This is a genomic window from Stenotrophomonas sp. YJH_SMC_48-3 (genome assembly GCF_059369375.1).
In genome coordinates, this window is record NZ_JCAFSQ010000006.1 from 85177 (window position 1) to 105253 (window position 20077).

Annotated in this window: 16 protein-coding genes and 1 pseudogene; 10 read left to right on the top strand and 7 right to left on the bottom strand. The window is 66.1% G+C overall.

The window, feature by feature from the left end; genetic code table 11:
* Window positions 1-220 precede the first annotated feature (220 nt).
* The 3 genes from dnaE (at window position 221) to AC5P65_RS11405 (ending at window position 5809) form a co-directional block, all read left to right on the top strand.
* The gene (gene dnaE / locus AC5P65_RS11395) at window positions 221-3811 is read left to right on the top strand and encodes a DNA polymerase III subunit alpha (protein WP_021203670.1); all 3591 of its coding nucleotides are present in this window, start codon (window positions 221-223) and stop codon (window positions 3809-3811) included.
* A gap of 55 nt (window positions 3812-3866) precedes the next feature.
* The gene (locus AC5P65_RS11400; RefSeq protein WP_329866228.1) at window positions 3867-4736 is read left to right on the top strand and encodes a hypothetical protein; all 870 of its coding nucleotides are present in this window, start codon (window positions 3867-3869) and stop codon (window positions 4734-4736) included.
* A 113-nt stretch (window positions 4737-4849) separates the two neighbouring features.
* Window positions 4850-5809 (top strand): acetyl-CoA carboxylase carboxyltransferase subunit alpha, encoded by a 960-nt coding sequence (locus AC5P65_RS11405; protein WP_019659134.1) that lies wholly within the window; start codon window positions 4850-4852, stop codon window positions 5807-5809.
* A 283-nt stretch (window positions 5810-6092) separates the two neighbouring features.
* Here AC5P65_RS11405 and AC5P65_RS11410 read toward each other — a convergent pair whose 3' ends face one another.
* Complete coding sequence (locus AC5P65_RS11410; RefSeq protein WP_021203668.1) at window positions 6093-6548, bottom strand: CopD family protein; 456 nt, start codon at window positions 6546-6548, stop codon at window positions 6093-6095.
* A gap of 149 nt (window positions 6549-6697) precedes the next feature.
* Here AC5P65_RS11410 and AC5P65_RS11415 point away from each other — a divergent pair, with 149 nt between their 5' ends.
* Entirely contained in the window at window positions 6698-7288 is a 591-nt protein-coding gene (locus tag AC5P65_RS11415; RefSeq protein ID WP_180832680.1) for a class I SAM-dependent DNA methyltransferase, read from the top strand.
* Window positions 7289-7381: 93 nt separating this feature from the next.
* Window positions 7382-8612: pseudogene (locus AC5P65_RS11420) on the top strand (polyhydroxyalkanoate depolymerase); the annotation flags it as partial.
* A gap of 183 nt (window positions 8613-8795) precedes the next feature.
* Here AC5P65_RS11420 and AC5P65_RS11425 read toward each other — a convergent pair.
* Together AC5P65_RS11425 and AC5P65_RS11430 are read right to left on the bottom strand one after the other, a co-directional pair.
* Entirely contained in the window at window positions 8796-9785 is a 990-nt protein-coding gene (locus AC5P65_RS11425; RefSeq protein WP_495215587.1) for a sensor domain-containing protein, read from the bottom strand.
* Entirely contained in the window at window positions 9782-10147 is a 366-nt protein-coding gene (locus tag AC5P65_RS11430; RefSeq protein ID WP_495215586.1) for a PadR family transcriptional regulator, read from the bottom strand. Before AC5P65_RS11430 ends, AC5P65_RS11425 begins: the two co-directional genes overlap by 4 nt.
* A gap of 220 nt (window positions 10148-10367) precedes the next feature.
* Between AC5P65_RS11430 and AC5P65_RS11435 the strand changes: the two genes are divergently transcribed.
* The gene (locus tag AC5P65_RS11435) at window positions 10368-10841 is read left to right on the top strand and encodes a lytic transglycosylase (protein WP_180832682.1); all 474 of its coding nucleotides are present in this window, start codon (window positions 10368-10370) and stop codon (window positions 10839-10841) included.
* Between the two features lie 130 nt (window positions 10842-10971).
* On the top strand, window positions 10972-11874 hold the full coding sequence (locus AC5P65_RS11440) for a peptidylprolyl isomerase (RefSeq protein ID WP_495215585.1): 903 nt from the start codon (window positions 10972-10974) through the stop codon (window positions 11872-11874).
* A gap of 581 nt (window positions 11875-12455) precedes the next feature.
* On the opposite strand, the gene AC5P65_RS11445 is transcribed toward AC5P65_RS11440, so the two are convergent.
* Window positions 12456-13328 carry a DMT family transporter gene (locus AC5P65_RS11445; RefSeq protein WP_021203663.1) on the bottom strand — a complete coding sequence of 291 codons (873 nt, stop codon included), beginning with the start codon at window positions 13326-13328 and terminating at the stop codon, window positions 12456-12458.
* Between the two features lie 115 nt (window positions 13329-13443).
* Here AC5P65_RS11445 and AC5P65_RS11450 point away from each other — a divergent pair, with 115 nt between their 5' ends.
* Both AC5P65_RS11450 and AC5P65_RS11455 read left to right on the top strand, forming a co-directional pair.
* Window positions 13444-14388: a LysR substrate-binding domain-containing protein gene (locus AC5P65_RS11450; RefSeq protein WP_171952267.1), complete on the top strand. Its 945-nt coding sequence runs from the start codon at window positions 13444-13446 to the stop codon at window positions 14386-14388.
* 68 nt (window positions 14389-14456) lie between these two features.
* A complete protein-coding gene (locus AC5P65_RS11455) occupies window positions 14457-14750 on the top strand; it encodes a hypothetical protein (protein WP_021203661.1) in 294 nt (97 codons plus the stop codon).
* Window positions 14751-14781: 31 nt separating this feature from the next.
* Here AC5P65_RS11455 and AC5P65_RS11460 read toward each other — a convergent pair whose 3' ends face one another.
* Together AC5P65_RS11460 and AC5P65_RS11465 are read right to left on the bottom strand one after the other, a co-directional pair.
* The gene (locus tag AC5P65_RS11460; RefSeq protein ID WP_180832715.1) at window positions 14782-15561 is read right to left on the bottom strand and encodes a DUF4349 domain-containing protein; all 780 of its coding nucleotides are present in this window, start codon (window positions 15559-15561) and stop codon (window positions 14782-14784) included.
* A 32-nt stretch (window positions 15562-15593) separates the two neighbouring features.
* Window positions 15594-15950, bottom strand: coding sequence for a GFA family protein (locus tag AC5P65_RS11465; protein WP_456115411.1), 357 nt, complete (start codon window positions 15948-15950; stop codon window positions 15594-15596).
* A gap of 112 nt (window positions 15951-16062) precedes the next feature.
* Between AC5P65_RS11465 and AC5P65_RS11470 the strand changes: the two genes are divergently transcribed.
* Window positions 16063-17871 carry a DUF885 domain-containing protein gene (locus AC5P65_RS11470; RefSeq protein WP_159359943.1) on the top strand — a complete coding sequence of 603 codons (1809 nt, stop codon included), beginning with the start codon at window positions 16063-16065 and terminating at the stop codon, window positions 17869-17871.
* Between the two features lie 253 nt (window positions 17872-18124).
* On the opposite strand, the gene smrA is transcribed toward AC5P65_RS11470, so the two are convergent.
* Window positions 18125-19957, bottom strand: a complete 1833-nt coding sequence (smrA, locus tag AC5P65_RS11475) for a multidrug efflux ABC transporter SmrA (RefSeq protein ID WP_019659144.1) — start codon at window positions 19955-19957, stop codon at window positions 18125-18127.
* Window positions 19958-20077: the final 120 nt, after the last annotated feature.

Here is a 20077-nt window from a genome sequence, read left to right on the forward strand (position 1 = left end):
AGCCGAGTCCATGCTCGGCTGCTGTGGACAGCCGAGCATGGGCTCGGCTCTACAGAAGGCGGCCTCCCGCACGCCTGAATCCGGCGCCACGCCGTGCCCCTGTCAAGCCTTGTGGCAACCCCCTGCCCTCGCTACCCTGACCGGGCATTCCAGCGCTTCCCGACCCCGGCGACGAACCTCCGTCAGCACCCGGGGCCCGCGCGCTCCAACCTGGTCCGGCATGTCCAACTCCCGCTTCGTACATCTCCACGTCCACACCGAGTTCTCGCTGGCGGACTCCACCATCCGTGTGCCGGCCAAGCCGGACCAGGCGGACCCGAAGAAGGCCAAGCAGGCCAACCTGCTGTCGCGCTCGGTCGAGCTCGGCCTGCCGGCGCTGGCGGTGACCGACCTCAACAACCTGTTCGCCCTGGTCAAGTTCTACAAGGCCGCCGAAGGCGTGGGCATCAAGCCGATCGCCGGTGCCGACGTGCTGATCGCCGAGGAAGGCCAGGACCCGTGGCGGATGACCCTGCTGTGCCGTGATCGCGAAGGCTACCTGAGCCTGTCGCGGCTGCTGACCCGCGCCTGGATGGAAGGCCATCGCCCCGAAGGCGGCGTAGCCATCCACCCGGACTGGCTGAAGGCCGGCAACGCCAACCTGTTCGCGCTGGCCGGCCGGCAGAGCCTGGCCGGACGCCTGGCGCTGGACGGCAAGCATGAGCTGGCCGAGCAGCAGCTGGCCGACTGGCAACGGGTGTTCGGCGATGGCCTGCACCTGGAGCTGACCCGCACCGGCCGCGAGGGCGAGGAAACCTTCAACCAGTTCGCGCTGATGGCTGCGGGCCAGCGTGGCCTGCCGGTGGTGGCCAGCAATGACGTGCGCTTCCTGTCGCCCTCCGATTTCAGCGCGCATGAGGCGCGCGTGTGCATTTCCACCGGCCGCGTGCTGGACGATCCCAAGCGTCCGCGCGAGTACAGCGACCAGCAGTACCTGAAGTCGGCCGAGGAGATGTGCGCGCTGTTCGCCGACATCCCCGACGCGATCGACAACACGCTGGCGCTGGCCGAGCGCTGCAACATCGAGATGCGGCTGGGCACCTACTTCCTGCCCAACTACCCGGTGCCCGACGACGAAACGCTGGATACCTGGATCCAGAAGATGTCGCGCGAGGGCCTGGAAGAGCGCCTGGAGAAGAATCCGCTGGCGCCGGGCAAGACCCGGGAAGAGTACTTCGAACGCCTGGAGTTCGAGCTCAACACCATCATCAAGATGGGCTTCCCCGGCTACTTCCTGATCGTGGCCGACTTCATCCAATGGGGCAAGAACCAGGGCATTCCGATCGGCCCCGGCCGCGGCTCGGGTGCCGGTTCACTGGTGGCGTGGGCGCTGAAGATCACCGACCTGGATCCGCTGCCGTACAACCTGCTGTTCGAGCGCTTCCTCAATCCGGAACGCGTGTCGATGCCCGACTTCGACATCGACTTCTGCATGGACCGCCGCGACGAGGTGATCGACTACGTCGCGCGCAAGTATGGGCGCGAGCGCGTCAGCCAGATCATCACCTACGGCACCATGGCCGCCAAGGCGGTGGTGCGCGACTCCGGCCGCGTGCTCGGGTTCCCGTACGGCCTGGTCGACGGCGTTTCCAAGTTGATCCCGAACATCCTGGGCATCCACCTGAAGGATGCGCTGGGCAAGGGCAAGGAAGGCCCGAGCTCGGAAATGGCGTCGCCGGAACTGATCCAGCGCTACGAGACAGAGGACGATGTCCGCGACCTGATCGACCTGGCGCTGCAGCTGGAAGACCTGACCCGCAACGCCGGCAAGCACGCCGGCGGCGTGGTGATCGGGCCCGAGCCGCTGAGCGAGTTCTGCCCGTTGTATGCGGAACACGACGAAAATGGGCTCGGCAAGAACCCGGTCACCCAGTTCGACAAGAACGACGTGGAAGAAGTGGGCCTGGTGAAGTTCGACTTCCTCGGCCTGCGCACGCTGACCATCATCGACTGGGCGGTGAAGGCGATCAACAAGCGCCACGAACGCGCGGGCATTCCGCCGGTCGACATTGCCGCGATCCCGCTCGACGATGCGCCCACCTACAAGGACATCTTCGCCAACGGCAACACCGGCGCGGTGTTCCAGTTCGAATCCTCGGGCATGCGCCGCCTGCTGAAGGACGCGCGCCCCGACCGTTTCGAAGACCTGATCGCGCTGGTGTCGCTGTACCGCCCTGGCCCGATGGACCTGATTCCTTCGTTCAACGCGCGCAAGCACGGCCAGGAAGAAATCATCTATCCCGATCCGCGCACCGAAGCGATCCTGAAGGACACCTACGGCATCATGGTGTACCAGGAGCAGGTGATGCAGATGGCGCAGATCGTCGGCGGCTACTCGCTGGGCGGCGCCGACCTGCTGCGCCGCGCGATGGGCAAGAAGGTGCCGGCGGAAATGGCCAAGCACCGTGAGATCTTCCGCGAAGGTGCGGCCAAGGGCGGCGTCGATGGCCCCAAGGCCGACGAGATCTTCGACCTGATGGAGAAGTTCGCCGGCTATGGCTTCAACAAGTCACACGCCGCTGCATACGCACTGGTCAGCTACCAGACCGCGTGGCTGAAGCGCCATTATCCGGCCGAATTCATGGCGGCCACGCTGTCTTCGGACCTGGACAACACCGACAAGGTGGTCGGCTTCCTCGACGAGGTGCGCAACCTCGGCCTGACCGTGCTGCCGCCGAAGGTGAACCAGTCGGCCTTCATGTTCGAAGCGGTCACCCCGGACACGATCCAGTACGGCCTGGGCGCGATCAAGGGCGTGGGCCAGGGCGCCTGCGAAGCGGTGGTCGAGGAACGACTGAAGGGCGGCCCGTTCAAGGATCTGCTGGACTTCTGCACCCGCGTCGGCTCGGCCAAGCTCAACCGGCGCACGCTGGAAGCGATGATCAACTGCGGTGCGCTCGATGAGCTCGGCCGCAACCGTGCCTCGCTGATGCTGCAGTTGCCGGAAGTGATCAAGGCCACTGATCAGATGGCACGCGAGCGTGCGTCCGGACAGAACTCGCTGTTTGGCGGGCCCGACCCGAGCACCGTTTCGATCCAGCTGGACCTGCCAGAAGCCGAAGAATGGCCGTTGCTGCAGCGCCTCAACGGCGAGCGCGACACGCTGGGCTTCTACCTCAGCGGCCACCCGTTCGATCCCTGGCGCGACGATGTGCGCGATCTGGTAGGCAACGACCTGGGTTCGGTGGAGAAAATCTGGAGCGCCAACAGCGGTGGCGGCGGTGGCGGCGAGAAGCGCTGGCGCCCGGAGGTGCAGACCGTGCTGGCAGGCCAGGTGGTCGGCGTGCGCCGCAAGGGCGAAAGCCAGATCTTCATCCAGCTGGAGGATGGCCGCGGCCGCGTCGAGTGCAGTGCGTTCTCCGATGCAATGGCCGAGTTCGGCCACCTGATGACCAAGGACCGCATCCTGGTGGTCAAGGGCGGCCTGCGCGAGGACGAGTTCAACGGTGGCTACGCGCTGCGCATCCGCCAGTGCTGGGACTTCGACGAAGTCTGCGCCAACTACGCCACGCGGCTGTCGCTGCGCCTGGACCTGCGCCAGCAGCGCCCGGTCTGGGAGCGCATCAATGCCCTGCTCGACCGCCATCGCCCGGGGCGCACGCCGCTGCGCCTGGACCTGCTGCTGAAGGGCCCGCACGGCGGTGTCGCCGGCATGCTCGATGTCTCCGGGCAGAGCGCGGTACGCATCGATTCCAAGCTGATGGAGGCGCTGCGCGCCGACCCGGCCGTACGCACGCTGAAGGTGCGCTACAGCCCGCCGTGGGCCAGCTGAGGCTGGCTCCTTCGTGTTCCTGTTTTCCCGTTCCAACCATCAAGGACGATCGCCCATGAAGACCCTGCTGTTTCCGTTCGTTGCCGCACTGGCACTGGCCGCCTGCTCGCCGTCGAAGATCGAGTTCCAGATCGACAACCCGACCGACGCGCCGCTGGCGCTGAGCATCGACGGCCAGGACGTGCCAGTGGCCGCGCACGGCTCGCGCCCGATCTCGCTCGCCATTGGCGAACATCGCCTGCACACAGACGCGCTTGGCGACGTGCGCTTCATCGTCTACGTCGACGGTCGTGGCGGCCTGATCAACCCGACCCTGAGCGAGTACGTGATTGCTCGCGAGGTCTATGTCACCGACGAGAGCAAGCTCAAGAATTTCGGCGTCGGCAACAACGGGATCGAACTGGGCGGGGTCAGCTTCGAAGGTCCCTTCGAGAAGCGCCACGACCTGTTCATCGACAAGACCTGGACCTACGGCGTGCGCGAGCCATTCCCGAAGGAAAAGGTGGTGGCCCATGTCGATTCCAGCGGCGGCCAGATCGTGGCCAAGGTGTTCACGGCCCCGGACTTCATCACCTACGTCGAAGAAGGCATGGGCGAACCCGGTGCATTCAAGCGCCAACAGCCGGCCGGCTACGTCGCGCCGGCATTCAGCCTGGAGCCGGCCCCGGCCAGCCTGCCGGCCCTTGACCCCGCCTTCGAGGCGCACGCCGCGCCGCTGCGCGAGGTCTATGCGCGCTGGCTGAAGGCCACCACCGCCGATGAACAGAAGGCCCTGCGCAAGCAGGACTTCGCTGCGCAGATGGCCTTCACCTCGGCCACTGCCACCCTGGGCAGCGGCCTGGGCCGGGAGGCCAACGAGGCCTACAACGACTTCGTTTCCCAGCGCAGCCAGTTGATGGGCCGCAGCGCCCTGGTGGTGCCCTGAGCTGACTGGCGCCGCCTGCCCGGCTGCGCTACCGTCGCCTTCCAGACGAAGGCGTACGGGTGGTTTGCACGCATTCGGCTAGAATTGCCCCCTTCTTTACACGACGGCTTCCGATGAATCCGAACTACCTCGACTTCGAGCAACCCATCGCCGACCTGGAAGCCAAGATCCAGGAACTGCGCAACGCCAGTGCCGGGCCGGCGGTCAATGTCGAGGCGGAAGTGCACGCGCTGCAGGACAAGCTGCGCATGCGCACCGCGCAGATCTTCCGCAACCTGACCTCGTGGCAGGTGCTGCAGCTGGCCCGGCACCCATCGCGTCCGTACACCGCCGACTACATCCGCGTCATGTTCGATGAGTTCCAAGAGCTGGCCGGTGACCGCGCCTTCGCTGACGACAAGGCGATCATGGGCGGCCTGGCCCGCATCAATGGCCGCGCGGTAATGGTGATCGGCCACCAGAAGGGCCGCGACACCAAGGAAAAGATCAAGCGCAACTTCGGCATGCCCAAGCCGGAGGGCTATCGCAAGGCACTGCGCCTGATGAAGATGGCAGAGCGCTTCGGCCTGCCGGTGCTGACCCTGATCGACACCGCCGGCGCCTGGCCGGGCATCGACGCCGAGTCGCGCGGCCAGTCCGAAGCGATCGCGCGCAACCTGATCGAGATGGCCGAGCTGAAGGTGCCGATCATCTGCACCGTGATCGGTGAAGGCGGCTCCGGCGGTGCGTTGGCACTGGGTGTGGGCGACCGCACCGTGATGCTGGAATACGCGGTGTACTCGACCATCACGCCGGAAGGCTGCGCCTCGATCCTGTGGAAGGACGCCGGCAAGGCCAAGGAAGCGGCCGAACAACTGGGCCTGACTGCCCCGCGCCTGAAGAGCCTGGGCCTGGTCGACAAGGTCGTGCGCGAGCCGACCGGTGGCGCCCACCGCAACCCGACCCAGATGGCCAAGCGCCTGAAGGCCGTGCTGCTGAACGAGCTGGACGCGCTGGACAAGCTGTCCACCGAACAGCTGCTGGAACAGCGCTACACGCGCCTGCGCAGTTACGGCACGTACGAGGCAGCCTGATTCATCGGCTTGTTAATTTCTTGCTCGTGCAAGAAAGTAACCAAAGAACACGCCGCCGAACGCGAACCGGTGCTGTGCACCGGTTCCTGCGCTTGTCGGTGAATCAGGGGACGGCGCCGAACTCGCTGCGCTCAGACATCGGCGCCTCTTCGCCCCTGTTTCACCTGCGATGCTCGGCTCTCTCATGGCGGACCTGGACATCAAAAGCCACAGCTGCACCCAGTAGATCCACGCCATGCGTGGATGCATCTGTGCGATGCGCCGCGCGCGCAGCGCGCCCCGTTCAGAACGGCTTGGCCAGCACCAGCCACACGATCGGAATGAACGCCAGCAGCGGGATCTCGTTGATCCAGCGCAGCGCGCGCGACGACGGCAGCGCCCGGCCCTTGGCCACGCCCTTGAGCAGGCGGCCGATCCAGCCGAAGTACACCAGCAGCACCACCACCAGCCCCAGCTTGGCGTGCAGCCAGCCGGCAGCTCCCGGAGCCACCATGGTCGGGAAATCGGGGATGACCTTGTAGCCCAGCCACAGCACCAGGCCGAGCAGGAACGCCAGGCCGAACATCGAGTGGCCGAAGCGGTACAGGCGCAGGCCCATCAGCTGCAGGCGCTCGCTCACCGCCGGCTGGCCCGCGGTCTCGGCCAGGTTCACCAGGATGCGCGGCAGGTAGAACACCGTGGCCATCCACGCCACCACGAACACGATGTGGAAGGTCTTGACCCAGTAGTAGCTCTGCATGCGCTCGCTCCGGCGGCTGGCGTAGGTTGGCGGCCATTCTCGCATGCCGTGGCGAAGCCGCCGCAGGCACGCCCGCCGCGACACATCGACGCATGGCGCGCCGCAACACCGTACGATAGGCGCCGTTTTCCCCGATCGCGCACCGCCCCATGGACAAGACCTACGACGCCGCCTACTTCCAACGCTGGTACCGCCGTGCCGACATCGGCGGCAGCGCCCGCCTGACGCGCAAGGTTGCGTTGGCCGTGGCCAGCGCCGAGTACTACCTGGAGCGGCCGATCCGCAGCGTGCTGGATATCGGCTGCGGTGAAGGCGCCTGGCGCGCGCCGCTGCTGAAGCTGCGTCCGAAGGTCGAATATCTCGGCTTCGACAGCAGCGAGTACGCTGTGCGCCGCTACGGCAGGACCCGCAACCTGCACCTGGCCGCCTTCGGTGATTTCGCCTGGCTGCGGCCCTGCGCCCCGGTCGACCTGCTGGTGTGCTCGGACGTGATGCACTACGTGCCCGACCGTGAACTGCGCGCCGGCCTGGCCGGGGTGGCCGAGCTGACCGGTGGCGTGGCCTTCCTGGAGACCTTCGCCGCCGAGGATGAATTCGACGGCGACCACGAGGGCTTCCACGCCCGCCCGGCGCGCTGGTACCGCCGCACGCTGGCCCGGCACGGCCTGCAGCCGGTGGGGTCGCACTGCTGGCTCGGCCCCGCCCTGGCAGGCGATGCCGCCGCGCTGGAACGGATGTGAATCCGGATTCATTATTTTCAGGCAACTTAACCTGCGGGACGTCCGGATGGGATATGCTGCGCGGCAACATATGACCATACATATTCGGTCGTCATGCTCTATCAACTGCACGAACTGACCCGCAACCTGCTTGCCCCCTGGGTGCACCAGGCCCAGGCCAACGCCAAGTTCTTCGCCAACCCGGGCCACTGGTGGTCGCAGATGCCGGGTGCCGATCGCCTGGCGGCGGTCAACGAGTTGTTCCATCGCATCGGCAAGGATTACGAGAAGCCCGAGTGGGGCATCAACGAAATCGAGGTCGAAGGCGAGCGCGTGCCGATCGTCGTGCACGAGGAAGTAAGCAAGCCGTTCTGCAAGCTGCTGCGCTTCAAGCGCCACAGCAATGAAGCCGACCAGCTGCACACCATGCTCAACCAGCCGTTCGTGCTGGTGGTGGCACCGCTGTCCGGCCACCATGCCACGCTGCTGCGCGATACCGTGCGCACGCTGCTGCGCGACCACCGCGTGTACGTCACCGACTGGGTTGACGCGCGCATGGTACCGGCCAGCGAAGGCGAGTTCGGCCTGGACGACTACATCGCCTACATCCAGGAGTTCATCCGCCACCTGGGTGTCGAGCGCCTGCACGTGGTCAGCGTGTGCCAGCCCACCGTGCCGGTGCTGGCCGCGGTTTCACTGATGGCCAGCCGTGGCGAGCCGACGCCGCGCACGCTGGTGATGATGGGCGGCCCGATCGATGCGCGCTGCAGCCCGACCGCAGTGAACAACCTGGCCACGCAGAACCCGCTGTCGTGGTTCGAGAACAACGTCATCCACACCGTGCCGGCCAGTTACCCCGGCGCCGGCCGCCGCGTGTATCCGGGCTTCCTGCAGCACGCCGGCTTCCTGTCGATGAACCCGAGCCGCCACTTCAGCTCGCACTGGGATTTCTACACCGACCTGGTCAAGGGCGACCTGGAAGACGCCGACGCGCACCGTCGCTTCTACGACGAGTACAACGCGGTGCTGGACATGCCGGCCAAGTACTACCTGGACACCATCCGCGTGGTGTTCCAGGACTTCCTGCTGCCGCGTGGCGAGTGGGTGGTCAATGGCGAGAAGGTCGACCCGTCGGCGATCCGCGATACCGCGCTGCTGAGCATCGAGGGCGAACTGGACGACATCGCCGGCCTCGGCCAGACCGAAGCAGCGCAGGCGCTGTGCACCGGCATTGCTGCTGACCGCCGCGAGCACTTCATCGTCGAAGGCGCCGGCCACTACGGCATCTTCAGCGGCCGTCGCTGGCGCGAAGTGGTGTACCCGAAGGTACGCGACTTCTTCGCCGCGCATGCTGAAACCCCGGCGGCGAAGGCTACGAAGAAGAAGAGCAACGTCACCCTGTTGCGGCGAAAGGCGGGGTAACCAGGCCCTGGTAGATGCCAACCTTGGTTGGCGCTCTACCATGGATCCCGGCATCCGATCGATCGTGCCAACCAAGGTTGGCACCTACCGAAGCCTGGGCTCCCGCTTACAACCGCACCAGCAGGTTCTTGGCGATCAGACCATGCAGTTTGCCGACGCCGCGTGCCAGGTGCATGGTCAACAACAGCAGCAGTACGCCCACGGCGGCGATCACGATGCCCACCAGCGGCGAAGCGGCCATCGGCAACACGTTCACGCCGTCGACGTACACGCCCGGAATGTCACCGCTGAACAGTGCGGCCACCGGTGCCCAGATGAACCCCAGTGACAGCGACAGCAACGTCACCGCGATGGTGAAGTAGATGACGCCCAGCGGCAGCATCAGCACGAAGTACAGCAGGGTCAGCCAGGTACGGCCATCGGTGAACATGTCGCCGATGCGCTGCAGCCAGGTGCGGCTGCGGTCGGTGTAACGCGGGCGGCGCGGCATGCGCTCGCCCAGCAGTGCTTCCACCAACCGCCCTTCCAGCAGCGCCAGCCCGCGCACCGAGCCGAAGAACAGCACGGTCAGCGGAATGCCGATGATCAGGATCAGCAGGCCCAGCGACAATGACAGGCCGGTCACCACCCAGATGAAGAAGAAGATGCCGGTGGCCAGCGACAGCAGCATGTAGAACAGCGCACCGTAGGTGTGCGGATCGGTCACCACGCCGAAGAAGCGCGCCAGCAGCGAACGCTGCACCGGCGCCTGCGGCGGTGAGGCCGGCTCCACGCCACTGGCTTCGGCCGCCGCACGCAGCACCGGTGCGGTATCCGCACGCGGCGTGCGCAGCGCGCGGTTCACCGTCACTTCGGTCTCGCGGTAGATCTCGGCCACTTCGTCCGGCGCGCCATAGCTGCCGGCCACGTCGGCGATGACCTCGGCTTCGCTGCGGCCGGGCTGCGCCGCCAGCTCCGAGCGCAGGTATTCCTCGGCGTCGTACAACGCGTCCTGCACCATCGCCGGATCGGCACCTTCCAGCGCAGCGCGCAGCTGCGCCAGATACTGCGGGATGGTGGTCGGCAGGGCTCGGCCTGCCAGGCTCGGGTCGTTCATTGCGGTACCCCCTCCAACACGGAATCGACGGAATCACGGGTGGCCTGCCAGGCCTGGCGCCATTGCGCCAGAACCTCGCGGCCACGTTCATTGATGCGGTAGTAGCGCCGGGGCGGACCACTGCTGGATGGCTCCACATGGCTTTCCAGCAGCCCGGCGCCCTTCAGGTTGCGCAACACCGGGTACAGCGCGCTCTGCTTGCCGCTCAGCACGCCCTCGCCCACCCGCTCCAGCTCCTTGGCAATGAGATAGCCGTATAGCGGCTCCCCGGCCTGGGCCAGCACCGCCAGCAGGGCCAGCGACACCGTTCCGGCGCTGAGCTCCTTCTGGAACTTCTTCAGGTGGACATCGTCCTCGGACATGGCCGGCCCTCCACTACGTTGAAGTCCACAGTAGTGCGAAGTTCGGTATAGCGAATGTGTCGTTAGTCACTCTGCCGGTTGGCGAGGGCCGGATGACCACCTGGCCGGCAGGCCCATTGGCTTGCTTGTCCCTCTGCGAACCGCGGCATACCGTCACCTTCCAACAGCGCAGCGGCTGATCCAGCTCCTGCGAGCACGACGGTCCCGGGAGTATCCACTTATGACTGAGTTTTATTATTGCGACTTCTGGTTTGGCGCAAAGAAGTCCGCCCGAAACATAATCAGTGAATCCGAAGCCAAATCGAGACATGAGAGCCAGGCTCGCTATACGGTTCTCGTTGGCTCCCCCACCACGCCATCAGCGATTATCGATGTGCTGTTGGACAAAGAAATGATTGGCGTCGACTTTCTGGATGAACATCTAAGGGAGCGCCTGACGTATCAATTCCAGCAGGTAGCGCCGGGAAATCTGTTCCTGAGCATGGCGGTACATAGAACGTTCGATGAGAAGAGTGACGGCATTGCCGAAGGGACAAGCTACCTCTTCAATGAAGATGGTCGGCTTACGATAACCAGGGAGAATTTTTCACCTCATCATCTGGAAGAGTCTTCAACTACGCACGATCCGACAGGCAACTATGAACCTGTTCCTGTCTTCGGCCATTACTCCGGTCTAATTGCAGAAGAACGATAGGCGTTGATTCCAGACCCATTGGATCGGCCAAGAGGCCGTGCGCAGGCTGACGCGATTGCCCTACATCTCGCTTGGCGATGTGGTCTCTAGTCGCGCAGAATCGAACCCTCGTTCATGTTCCGGGGTTCCCATGCCGCACCGTCGTCGCCTTGCCCTGACCGCCCTCGCCCTGGCCTGCCTGCTGCCCTCGCTGGCCAGCGCTGCCGCCCCGTACCGCAGCCCGCAGCAGGTCCTCGACGCCTCGGCGGCCAGCGACTGGCGCACCCCGGACCCGGCCAACCTGCTGTACATGGACCTGCCAGCCGGGCGCGTGATCATCGAACTGGCGCCGCAGTTCGCCCCCCGCCATGTCGCCAACATCCAGACCTTCGCCCACGAGCACTTCTGGGACGGCACCAGCATCTACCGCTCGCAGGACAACTTCGTGGTGCAGTTCGGCGATGCCGACGCCGATGACGCGGCCAAGGCCAGGCCGTTCGGCAGCGCCGCGCGCAAGCTGCCGGCCGAGTTCGAACGCGCCAGCGCCGGCCTGAAGGTCAGCGTGCTGCCGGATCGCGATGGCTGGGCCGCGCAGACCGGTTTCGTCGACGGCTTCCCGGTCGGCCAGGACCCGCAAGCCGGCAAGGCCTGGCTGGCGCACTGCTACGGCATGCTCGGTGCCGGCCGCAGCAACGAGGAAGACAGCAGCATCGGCGCCGAACTGTACGTGGTGACCGGTCAGTCGCCGCGCCAGCTGGACCGCAACATCACTCTGGTCGGTCGCGTGTTGAAGGGCATGGAACTGCTCAGCGCGACCCGGCGCGGACCGGCGCCGATGGGCTTCTACACCGACCCGAAGCTGCGTACGCCGATCCTGTCGATCCGCCGTGCCAGCGACGTGCCGGCGGCCGAGCGCACGCCGATCCAGGTACTGCGTACCGACTCGAAGACCTTCGCCGATACGGTGGAGGCGCGGCGCAACCGCGTGGATGATTTCTACAAGCGCCCGGCCAGGCATATCGATCTGTGCAATATTCCGGTGCCGGTGCGGTAGGAGCCTGGCTTCCTGCACGTGGCGCGTGCTGAAGGTGCTTCACTGTTCATGGGCGTCACTTTTCTTTTCGCGCGAAAAGAAAAGTAACCAAAAGAAACGCGCCGCCAGGTCGCGAGCCGCCGTGCTTCGCACGTCGGTCCCCTGCGCTTCTCGGTGAATCAGGGGACGGTGCCGAACTCGCTGCGCTCAGACATCGGCACCTCTTCGCCCCTGATTCCCCTGCGATGCTCGGCTCGCTCAAGGCGGACTCAAGGTCAAGAGCCACAGCTGCACGACGATGTTTGGTAGTGCCGGGCCGGGCCCGGCGAGCGAAGCGACCGCTTTTGCCTTTGATCTTGGGTCCGCCTTGAGCGAGCCGAGCACCGCAGGTCCGGCGAGGGCGAAGAGGCGCGGGTGTTTGAGCGCAGCGAGTTCCCGCGCCGTCCCTCGACGGGCCGAGGAGCGCAGGGTACCGGTGCGCAGCACCGGCTCGCGGCCGGCGGAACGTTTCTTTTGGTTACTTTTCTTTGCGTACAAAGAAAAGTAACGCCCATGAACAATGAAGCACCTTCAGCACGCGCCACGCGCAAAACGCCAACGCCTCAGCCCTTCTGACTCACCGCCACGCTCCCCAGAATCAACGCCCCCGCCACCAGCATCTGTACCGTCACCGCCTCCCCCAGGAACAACCACGCAAACGCCGCACCGAACAACGGAATCAGGTAGGTCACCGTCGACGCCCGCGACGGGCCGATACGACCGATCAGGCGATAGAACATCAGGAACGCCAAGCCAGTGCAGGCCACGCCCAAGGCAATCGCCGCGCCCCACGCCTTGCCCGGAATCGCCGCCTGCGGCCAGTGGGTCACCGCCATCGGCAGCATCCACAGCGAGGCGCAGGACAGCGTTGCCGCCGCGGCGGCGGCCGACGGCAACCCGGTCATGTGCCGCTTCACCAGGTTCACGCCCAGGCCGTACAGCAGCGATGCCGCCGCACCGGCCAGCACTGCGGTGCCGATGCTCAGGCCGGAAACCTTGGCCGTGGCCAGCACCACCACGCCGGCGAAGCCGACCAGCAGCGCCCCGGCACGGCGCATGCCGATCTTCTCGCCGAAGAACAGGAACGCGATCAGCGCGGCGAACAGCACCGTCATCGCATTGCAGATCGCGCCGATCGCCGCCGGCGCCTGTTCCGCTGCATAAGCGAACAGCACGAACGGCAACGCCGAGTTGATCAGGCCGATCGGCGCCAGCCACAGCCAGCGCCGCGGCGGGAACTGCGCGCGGGCGCGCCACAGGAACGGCAGCAGCACCAGCGCACCCAGCACCAGCCGCACCTCGACCAGCGCGAACGGGCCGAACGACGGCACCGCCACCCGCATGAACAGGAACGAGCAGCCCCAGATGGCGCCCAGCAGGGTCAATTCCAGCGGCGTGCGCCAATCGCGCTCGGCCGCCTGTGGGACCGCATTCATGCCTTGCCTCCGTACATCGTCAATTCTTCGCCAATGCGGACAGGATCAGGCGCAGACGCCCGCGGCACAAGCGCGTAGTATCGCTGCCAGCCACAAATATGGTTTGAGGCTTGACATGCTGCTACGCCCTTCCCTGCTACCCGCACTGGCCGTGTTCGCGGTCGCGGCGCGCCACCAGAACTTCGCCCAGGCCGCGCAGGAGCTGCACCTGACCGCCAGCGCGGTCAGCCACCACGTCCGCCGCCTGGAAGAAGTGCTGGAAGTACGGCTGTTCCTACGCCACGCCCGCGGCGTGCGCCTGACTGCCGAGGGCCGGCAACTGGCCGACGCTGCCAGCGCCGCCTTCACCGATGTCGCGGCCGTCGCCCATCACCTGCAGCCGGATGCCGACAGCGTGCCGCTGCGCATCACCACGCTGCGCTCGCTGTCCTACTGCTGGCTGCTGCCACGGCTGCCGCGCTTCACCCAGGCCTACCCGCACATCCGCATCGAGCTGCATACCGGCAGCGGGCTGGATCGCTATGACGACAACGGCCCGGAAGTGGGCATCCGCTACGGCCTGGGCCAATGGCCCGGCCTGCGTGCGCAGCACCTGATGGATGACTACCTGTTCCCGGTCGCCTCACCGGCACTGGCCGGCGTCGAAACGCTGGTCGATCCGGCGCGCATCGCCGACCTGCCGCTGCTGACCGACCTGTCGCCGCAGGGCTGGCGCGACTGGTTCCGCCACGCCGGCGTGCGCACGCCGTCGCCGCTGCCACCCATGCACACCTTCGCCGACAGCACCGACGCGATGCGTGCAGCGGTGTATGGCATGGGCGCGGTGCTGGCGCGCACCCACATCGCCCAGCCCTACCTGCAGCGCTACGAGGTGGTGCGCCTGCCCGGCCCGGCGCTGAAGGCGCGCTATGCGTATCACGTAGTGCATGCCGAAGGACAACCGCCCAGCCCGGCCGCACGCCTGTTCATCGACTGGCTGCTGGAACAGGCGCAGGACGAACGCACACCGATTCCGGCATTGCCGGACAGCCTGCTCGGGCGCCCGGCCACGCCCACCTGACTTCGCCCTCACCCATTCTTTGCCCGATGCTGGCTAGGCTGCAGGCAACTCCACAACGTACCTACGCCATGGCCATGCTGCGACTGCGCATTACCGGAACCGAAGACGACGCCCGTGCCATCAGCGACCTGCTGCTCGGCCTGGATGGCATCGAGCATGTCGAGGAAACCGACGACCTGATGCCGCACATGGACGACGACGACTCCAGCTCGGCCGGGCTGTCCGATGACATCGGCCCGGGCATCCACGAGCTGGAAGTGGAAGTGGGCAATGAAAGCACCGCGCAGAAGGTGCGCGACGCCGTGCAGGATCTGGCGCTGGAACTGGATGTGTTCGTCGAGTACGAAACCGACGAGGGCTGATGCCGGCGGGCTGCCGGCATCAGCCTTGACCTCAGCGGTCGGGCGGCAGCTTGCGACGGTGGCGACGCCACCATGCGCGCACGCCCCAGGCTGCGACCAGGGCCAGCACCGCCACCGGCAGCAGCGCGGCAACAGCACGAATCAGGAACGCCACGCTGGTGCTGAGAATGCTGCCCGACTCGCTCAGCGCCTCGCCGATCTCACTTCGGCTGCGTTGGCCCGAAGTGGTCTCGAAGTGCAGCGTCACCAGCTGGGTATCGATGCGCCGGCGCTGCTGCGCGGCGTCCTTGTTGGCCTGCTCGACACCCGCCTCGATCTCTGACAGGCGCGTGGTGATCGCCATCAGATCTTCGATCTTCAGGTCCTTGCGGTCCTGGTAGGACAGCAGGCGGGCGTGCTCCTTTTCAAGCCGCGCCTTGGTCAGCGCCGTGTCTGCCACGGCCTGTGCCAGATCCTCGGCGCGGGTGGTGCGCGACTGCAGCGTTCCGCCCTCACCGGCCATCGCGATCAGCGGCTCGGCGCCCTTCGGCGCGATGCGCACCTTGACCTCACCGCTGGGTTGCTCGCCACTGCGCTGGTCGACCTGCAATACCGCGCAGTCGCCGAACTTCGCGCTCTGGCAGGCTTGGGCGATCTGCTGGATGCGCGGCGCGATCTTTGCCGCCTCCAGCTGCACCTGCACGTCATGTTCATAGGCGAGGAACGCACCTTCTGGCGACGCGACGGCCGCTTCGGCGGCCGGGGCGCCCGCATCCGCGGCCATGTCGCCCTGCTTGGCGCAGCCCGCCAATGCCAGCAGCACCACCGGCATCGCCAGGCTGCGCGTCCAGGCGCGCGCGCCCGTCACAGTGCGGCTCCGTCGTAGGAGGTCACCGAAAGGCCAGCCAGATCGACCTGCGGCACGCAGCGCACGTTCACCGCCACCATCGGTGTGCCGCTACGCGGATCGACCGCTTCGCTGTAGGGGGCGACGCCACATTCGCGGCAGTGGTGATGGTCGATGTGGGCCTTGTTGAAGTGGTAGGTGGCCACGTCAGCCGGATCGGTGGTCAGCTGGAACGCCGCACGCGGGGCGAACCACAGCAGGCTGCCACGGCGGCGGCACATCGAGCAGTTGCAGTCGATGACGTCGCTGATCGGCGCCCCGGCCTGTACGGTGAATGCGATCCTGCCGCAATGGCAGCTTCCCTGGTATTCCATGTCCTGCGCTCCTTTGGAGGGTCCTTGTCTGCGCCCATGGTAATCCTATGGCACGGGGACAAAGCAGCCACGCGGCCCTATGCTCAGGGTTTGACCCCGTACAGGAACGCCGATGCGCCCGCATCTTCTTGCCCTCGCCCTGGTCGCCGCCCTGGCCGGTTGCCAGCCGGCCGACGCCCCGACCAACGCTTCCACCCCGGCCACCAGCCAGCAGGCCGGTGACGCGGCGGTCGATGCCGCCTTCGCCGACCTGTCCAAGCGCGCCCTGGACACCTGGATGCAGCTGTCGCCGGTCAGCGCTACCCAGATCGGTGACCACCGCTACGACAGCGAGCTGGACGACCTCAGTGCCGCCGGCCAGCAGAAGACCGTGGCCGCCTACAAGGCGCTGCTGGGCGAGCTGGACAAGATCGAGGTGGCCAAGCTGGGCCGCGAGAACCAGGTGGACGCGGCGATCCTGCGCAACCAGCTGCAGTCGGAAATCTGGAACGCCGAAGTGCTGCAGTCCGGCAAGTGGGACCCGCAGCTGTACAACGGCATCGCCGGCAGCGCGATCTACGGCCTGATGGCGCGCGAGTTCGCGCCACTGCCGGAGCGCCTGAAGTCGGCCACCGCGCGCATGGAAAAGCTGCCGGCGATCTTCGCCCAGGCCCGCGAGAACCTGGATCCGGCGCGCGTGCCGAAGATCCACGCCGAGACGGTGGCCAAGCAGAACAAGGGCATCCTCAGCATCGTCGATACCTTCATCACCCCGCACATCGGTGAACTGCCGCAGGCCGACCAGCAGCGCCTGCAGGCCGCCATCGACGGCCTGAAGAAGGCCGTGGACGAGCAGCAGACCTGGCTGGACAAGACCCTGGTGCCGAACGCAAAGGGCGATTTCCGCATCGGTGCGGAAAAGTACGACCAGAAGCTGAAGTTCGCGCTGAGCTCGTCGCTGTCGCGCCAGGAGATCGGTGAGCGTGCACGTGCCGAACTCAAGCGCGTGCGCGAGGACATGTACGGCATCGCGCAGACCGTGCTGAAGGACAAGCCGGGTGCGCCGGAGATGCCGGCCCAGCCGACCGACGAGCAGCAGCAGAAGGCGATCGAAGCTGCGCTGGAACTGGCCTACGCCGACAAGCCGGCACGCGACAAGGTCGTCGACGATGCCAAGGCCGCGCTGGAGCAGTCCACCGCATTCGTGCGCGAGCACGACCTGATGACGCTGCCCGATGCGCCGGTGGACATCATCCTGATGCCGGAATTCCAACGTGGCGTGGCCGTGGCCTACTGCGATTCGCCGGGTCCGCTGGACAAGAACCTGAAGACCTTCTACGCCGTGTCGCCGATTCCGGACGACTGGAACGACAAGCAGGTCGACTCGTTCCTGCGTGAGTACAACTCGCGCATGATCCACCTGCTGAGCATCCACGAAGGCACCCCGGGCCATTACCTGGAGGGCTGGCATTCGGCCAAGTTCCCTTCCACCCTGCGTGCGGTGCTGCGTTCGGGCCTGTTCGCCGAAGGCTGGGCGGTCTACACCGAGCGCATGATGCAGGAGCAGGGTTACCTCAACAACGACCCGCTGTTCCACCTGGTGCAGCTGAAGTTCTACCTGCGCACGATCTCCAACGCGATCCTCGACCAGGGCGTGCACGTGGACAACTGGGATCGCGAGAAGGCGATGCACCTGATGACCCACGACGCGTTCCAGCAGGAAAGCGAAGCGGCCGGCAAGTGGGTGCGCGCGCAGCTGACCTCGGCGCAGCTGCCGACCTACTTCGTCGGTGCGCAGGAACACTTCGACACCCGCAAGGCAGTGCAGGAGAAGCTGGGCGACAAGTTCAACCTGAAGGCGTACCACGACCAGGTACTGTCCTACGGCGCACCGCCGGTGCGTTTCGCACGCCAGCTGATGCTGGACCAGCCGATCGAGTGATCGAGCCGGTGTGAGGTGAAGCGGAGCGGCCCGGGGAAACCCGGGCCATTTTTTTCTGCAAGGTTGTGGCGGCTGAGCAGGATTAGCTGCTGCAGTTGCTCGTCGGCGACGGGTGCGGCCATCGCGGTCGCAGTGCTCCCGGCCAGCGCGAGCGCCAGCAGCAGGGAGCATAGGGAGCGGATCATGCAGGTCCCCAGAAGCACGCCGGGGTCGGAGCCTTTTTCGAAGGGAAGGGCTCGGACCCCGAAAACACTCATTGATCGGCCGCCACGAACCCCCCGGTCTGCCGCGCCCACAACCGTGCGTAGAGCCCACCGGCCGCAATCAGTTCGGCATGGCTGCCGGTCTCGACGATGCGGCCCTGGTCCATCACCACCAGCCGGTCCATGCGCGCGATGGTCGACAGCCGGTGCGCGATCGCGATCACCGTCTTGCCGCCCATCAGCTCATCCAGGCTGTCCTGGATCGCCGCTTCCACTTCCGAGTCCAGTGCCGAGGTTGCTTCGTCCAGCACCAGGATCGGTGCGTCCTTCAGCAGCACGCGGGCAATGGCGATGCGTTGGCGCTGGCCGCCGGACAGCTTCACGCCGCGCTCGCCGACATGCGCGTCGTAGCCACGACGCCCCTGCCCGTCCACCAGCGTATCGATGAAGGCCTCGGCACGTGCTTTGGCCACCGCAGCGCGCAACTGCTCATCGGTCGCGTCCGGCCGGCCGTACAGCAGGTTGTCGCGGATCGAGCGATGCAGGAGCGAGGTATCCTGGGTGACCACGCCGATCTGCTGGCGCAGGCTTTCCTGAGTGACGTAGGCAATGTCCTGGTCGTCGATCAGGATGCGGCCGCTTTCCAGGTCGTACAGGCGCAGCAGCACGTTGACCAGGGTCGACTTGCCGGCACCGGAAGGACCCACCAGGCCGATCTTCTCGCCCGGCTTCACCACCAGGTCGAGGCCTGCGATCACGCCGCCCTTCTTGCCGTAGTGGAAGTGGATGTCCTGGAAGTGCACGCCACCGCGGGTCACCTGCAACGGCACCGCATCCTCGCGGTCCTGCACGGTCAGCGGCTGGGCAATGGTGGTGATGCCATCCTGTACCGTACCGATGTCCTCGAAGATGCCGTTGATGGTCCACATGATCCAGCCGGACATGTTGTGGATGCGGATCACCAGGCCGGTCGCGAGCGTGATCGCGCCGACAGTGATGTGGCCGCCATTCCACAGCCACAGGGCCAGGCCACAGGTACCGGCAATCAGGAAACCGTTGACGATGGCGATGGTCAGGTCCATGCCGGTGGTCACCCGGGTCTGCGCGCGGTGCTTGACTGCCAGCTCCTGGATCGACTCGGCCACGTAGGCCTGCTCGCGCCCGCCATGGGCGAACAGTTTCAGCGTGGGAATGTTGGTGTAGCCATCGACGATGCGGCCCATTGCCTTCGAACGTGCTTCCGAGGCGATCCAGGCCCGCTCCTTCGCGCGCGGCACGAAGTAGACCATGATCACCACGTAGGCCAGCAGCCACAGGATCAGCGGCACCATCAGCCGCCAGTCGGCCTGCGCGAACAGGTACAGCGCGGTGCCGGTATAGACCACGATGTACCAGAGCGAGTCGACCATCTGCACCGCCGACTCGCGCAGCGAGGTACCGGTCTGCATCACCCGGTTGGCGACGCTGCCGGCGAAGTCGTTCTGGAAGAAGCTCAGGCTCTGCCGAACCACGTAGTTGTGCATCAGCCAGCGCGAGCGGTTGCTCAGGCCGGGCACGATGGCCTGGTTGACCAGCAGGTTGTGCAGGCCGACCAGGATCGGCCGCGCGATGACCGTGATGAACAGCATCCAGCCCAGTTCATTGGCATGGCGCTTGAAGAAATCGGCACCGGGTTGCTCGGCGACCATGTCGACGATGCGGCCCAGGTAATCGAACATGGCCACTTCCACCAGCGCCAGGAGCAGGCCGGCGATGAGCGTGGCCAGCAGCACCGGCCACACCGGGCGCAGGTAGTGCAGGTAGAACGGCAGCACCTTGCGCGGTGGCATGCGCCCATCCACGGGCGGGAACACCGGAATCAGGGATTCAAACCAACGGAACATCGCATTCCCTCGCCATCTTAGCCGGCGGAGTATCCCACGCCGCATGTGTACGCCGGCCGACGATCGCTGCGGCTGCGGTCGTGCCGGCCGCTGGCCGGCAACCTCGCTACGTTTCCAGAG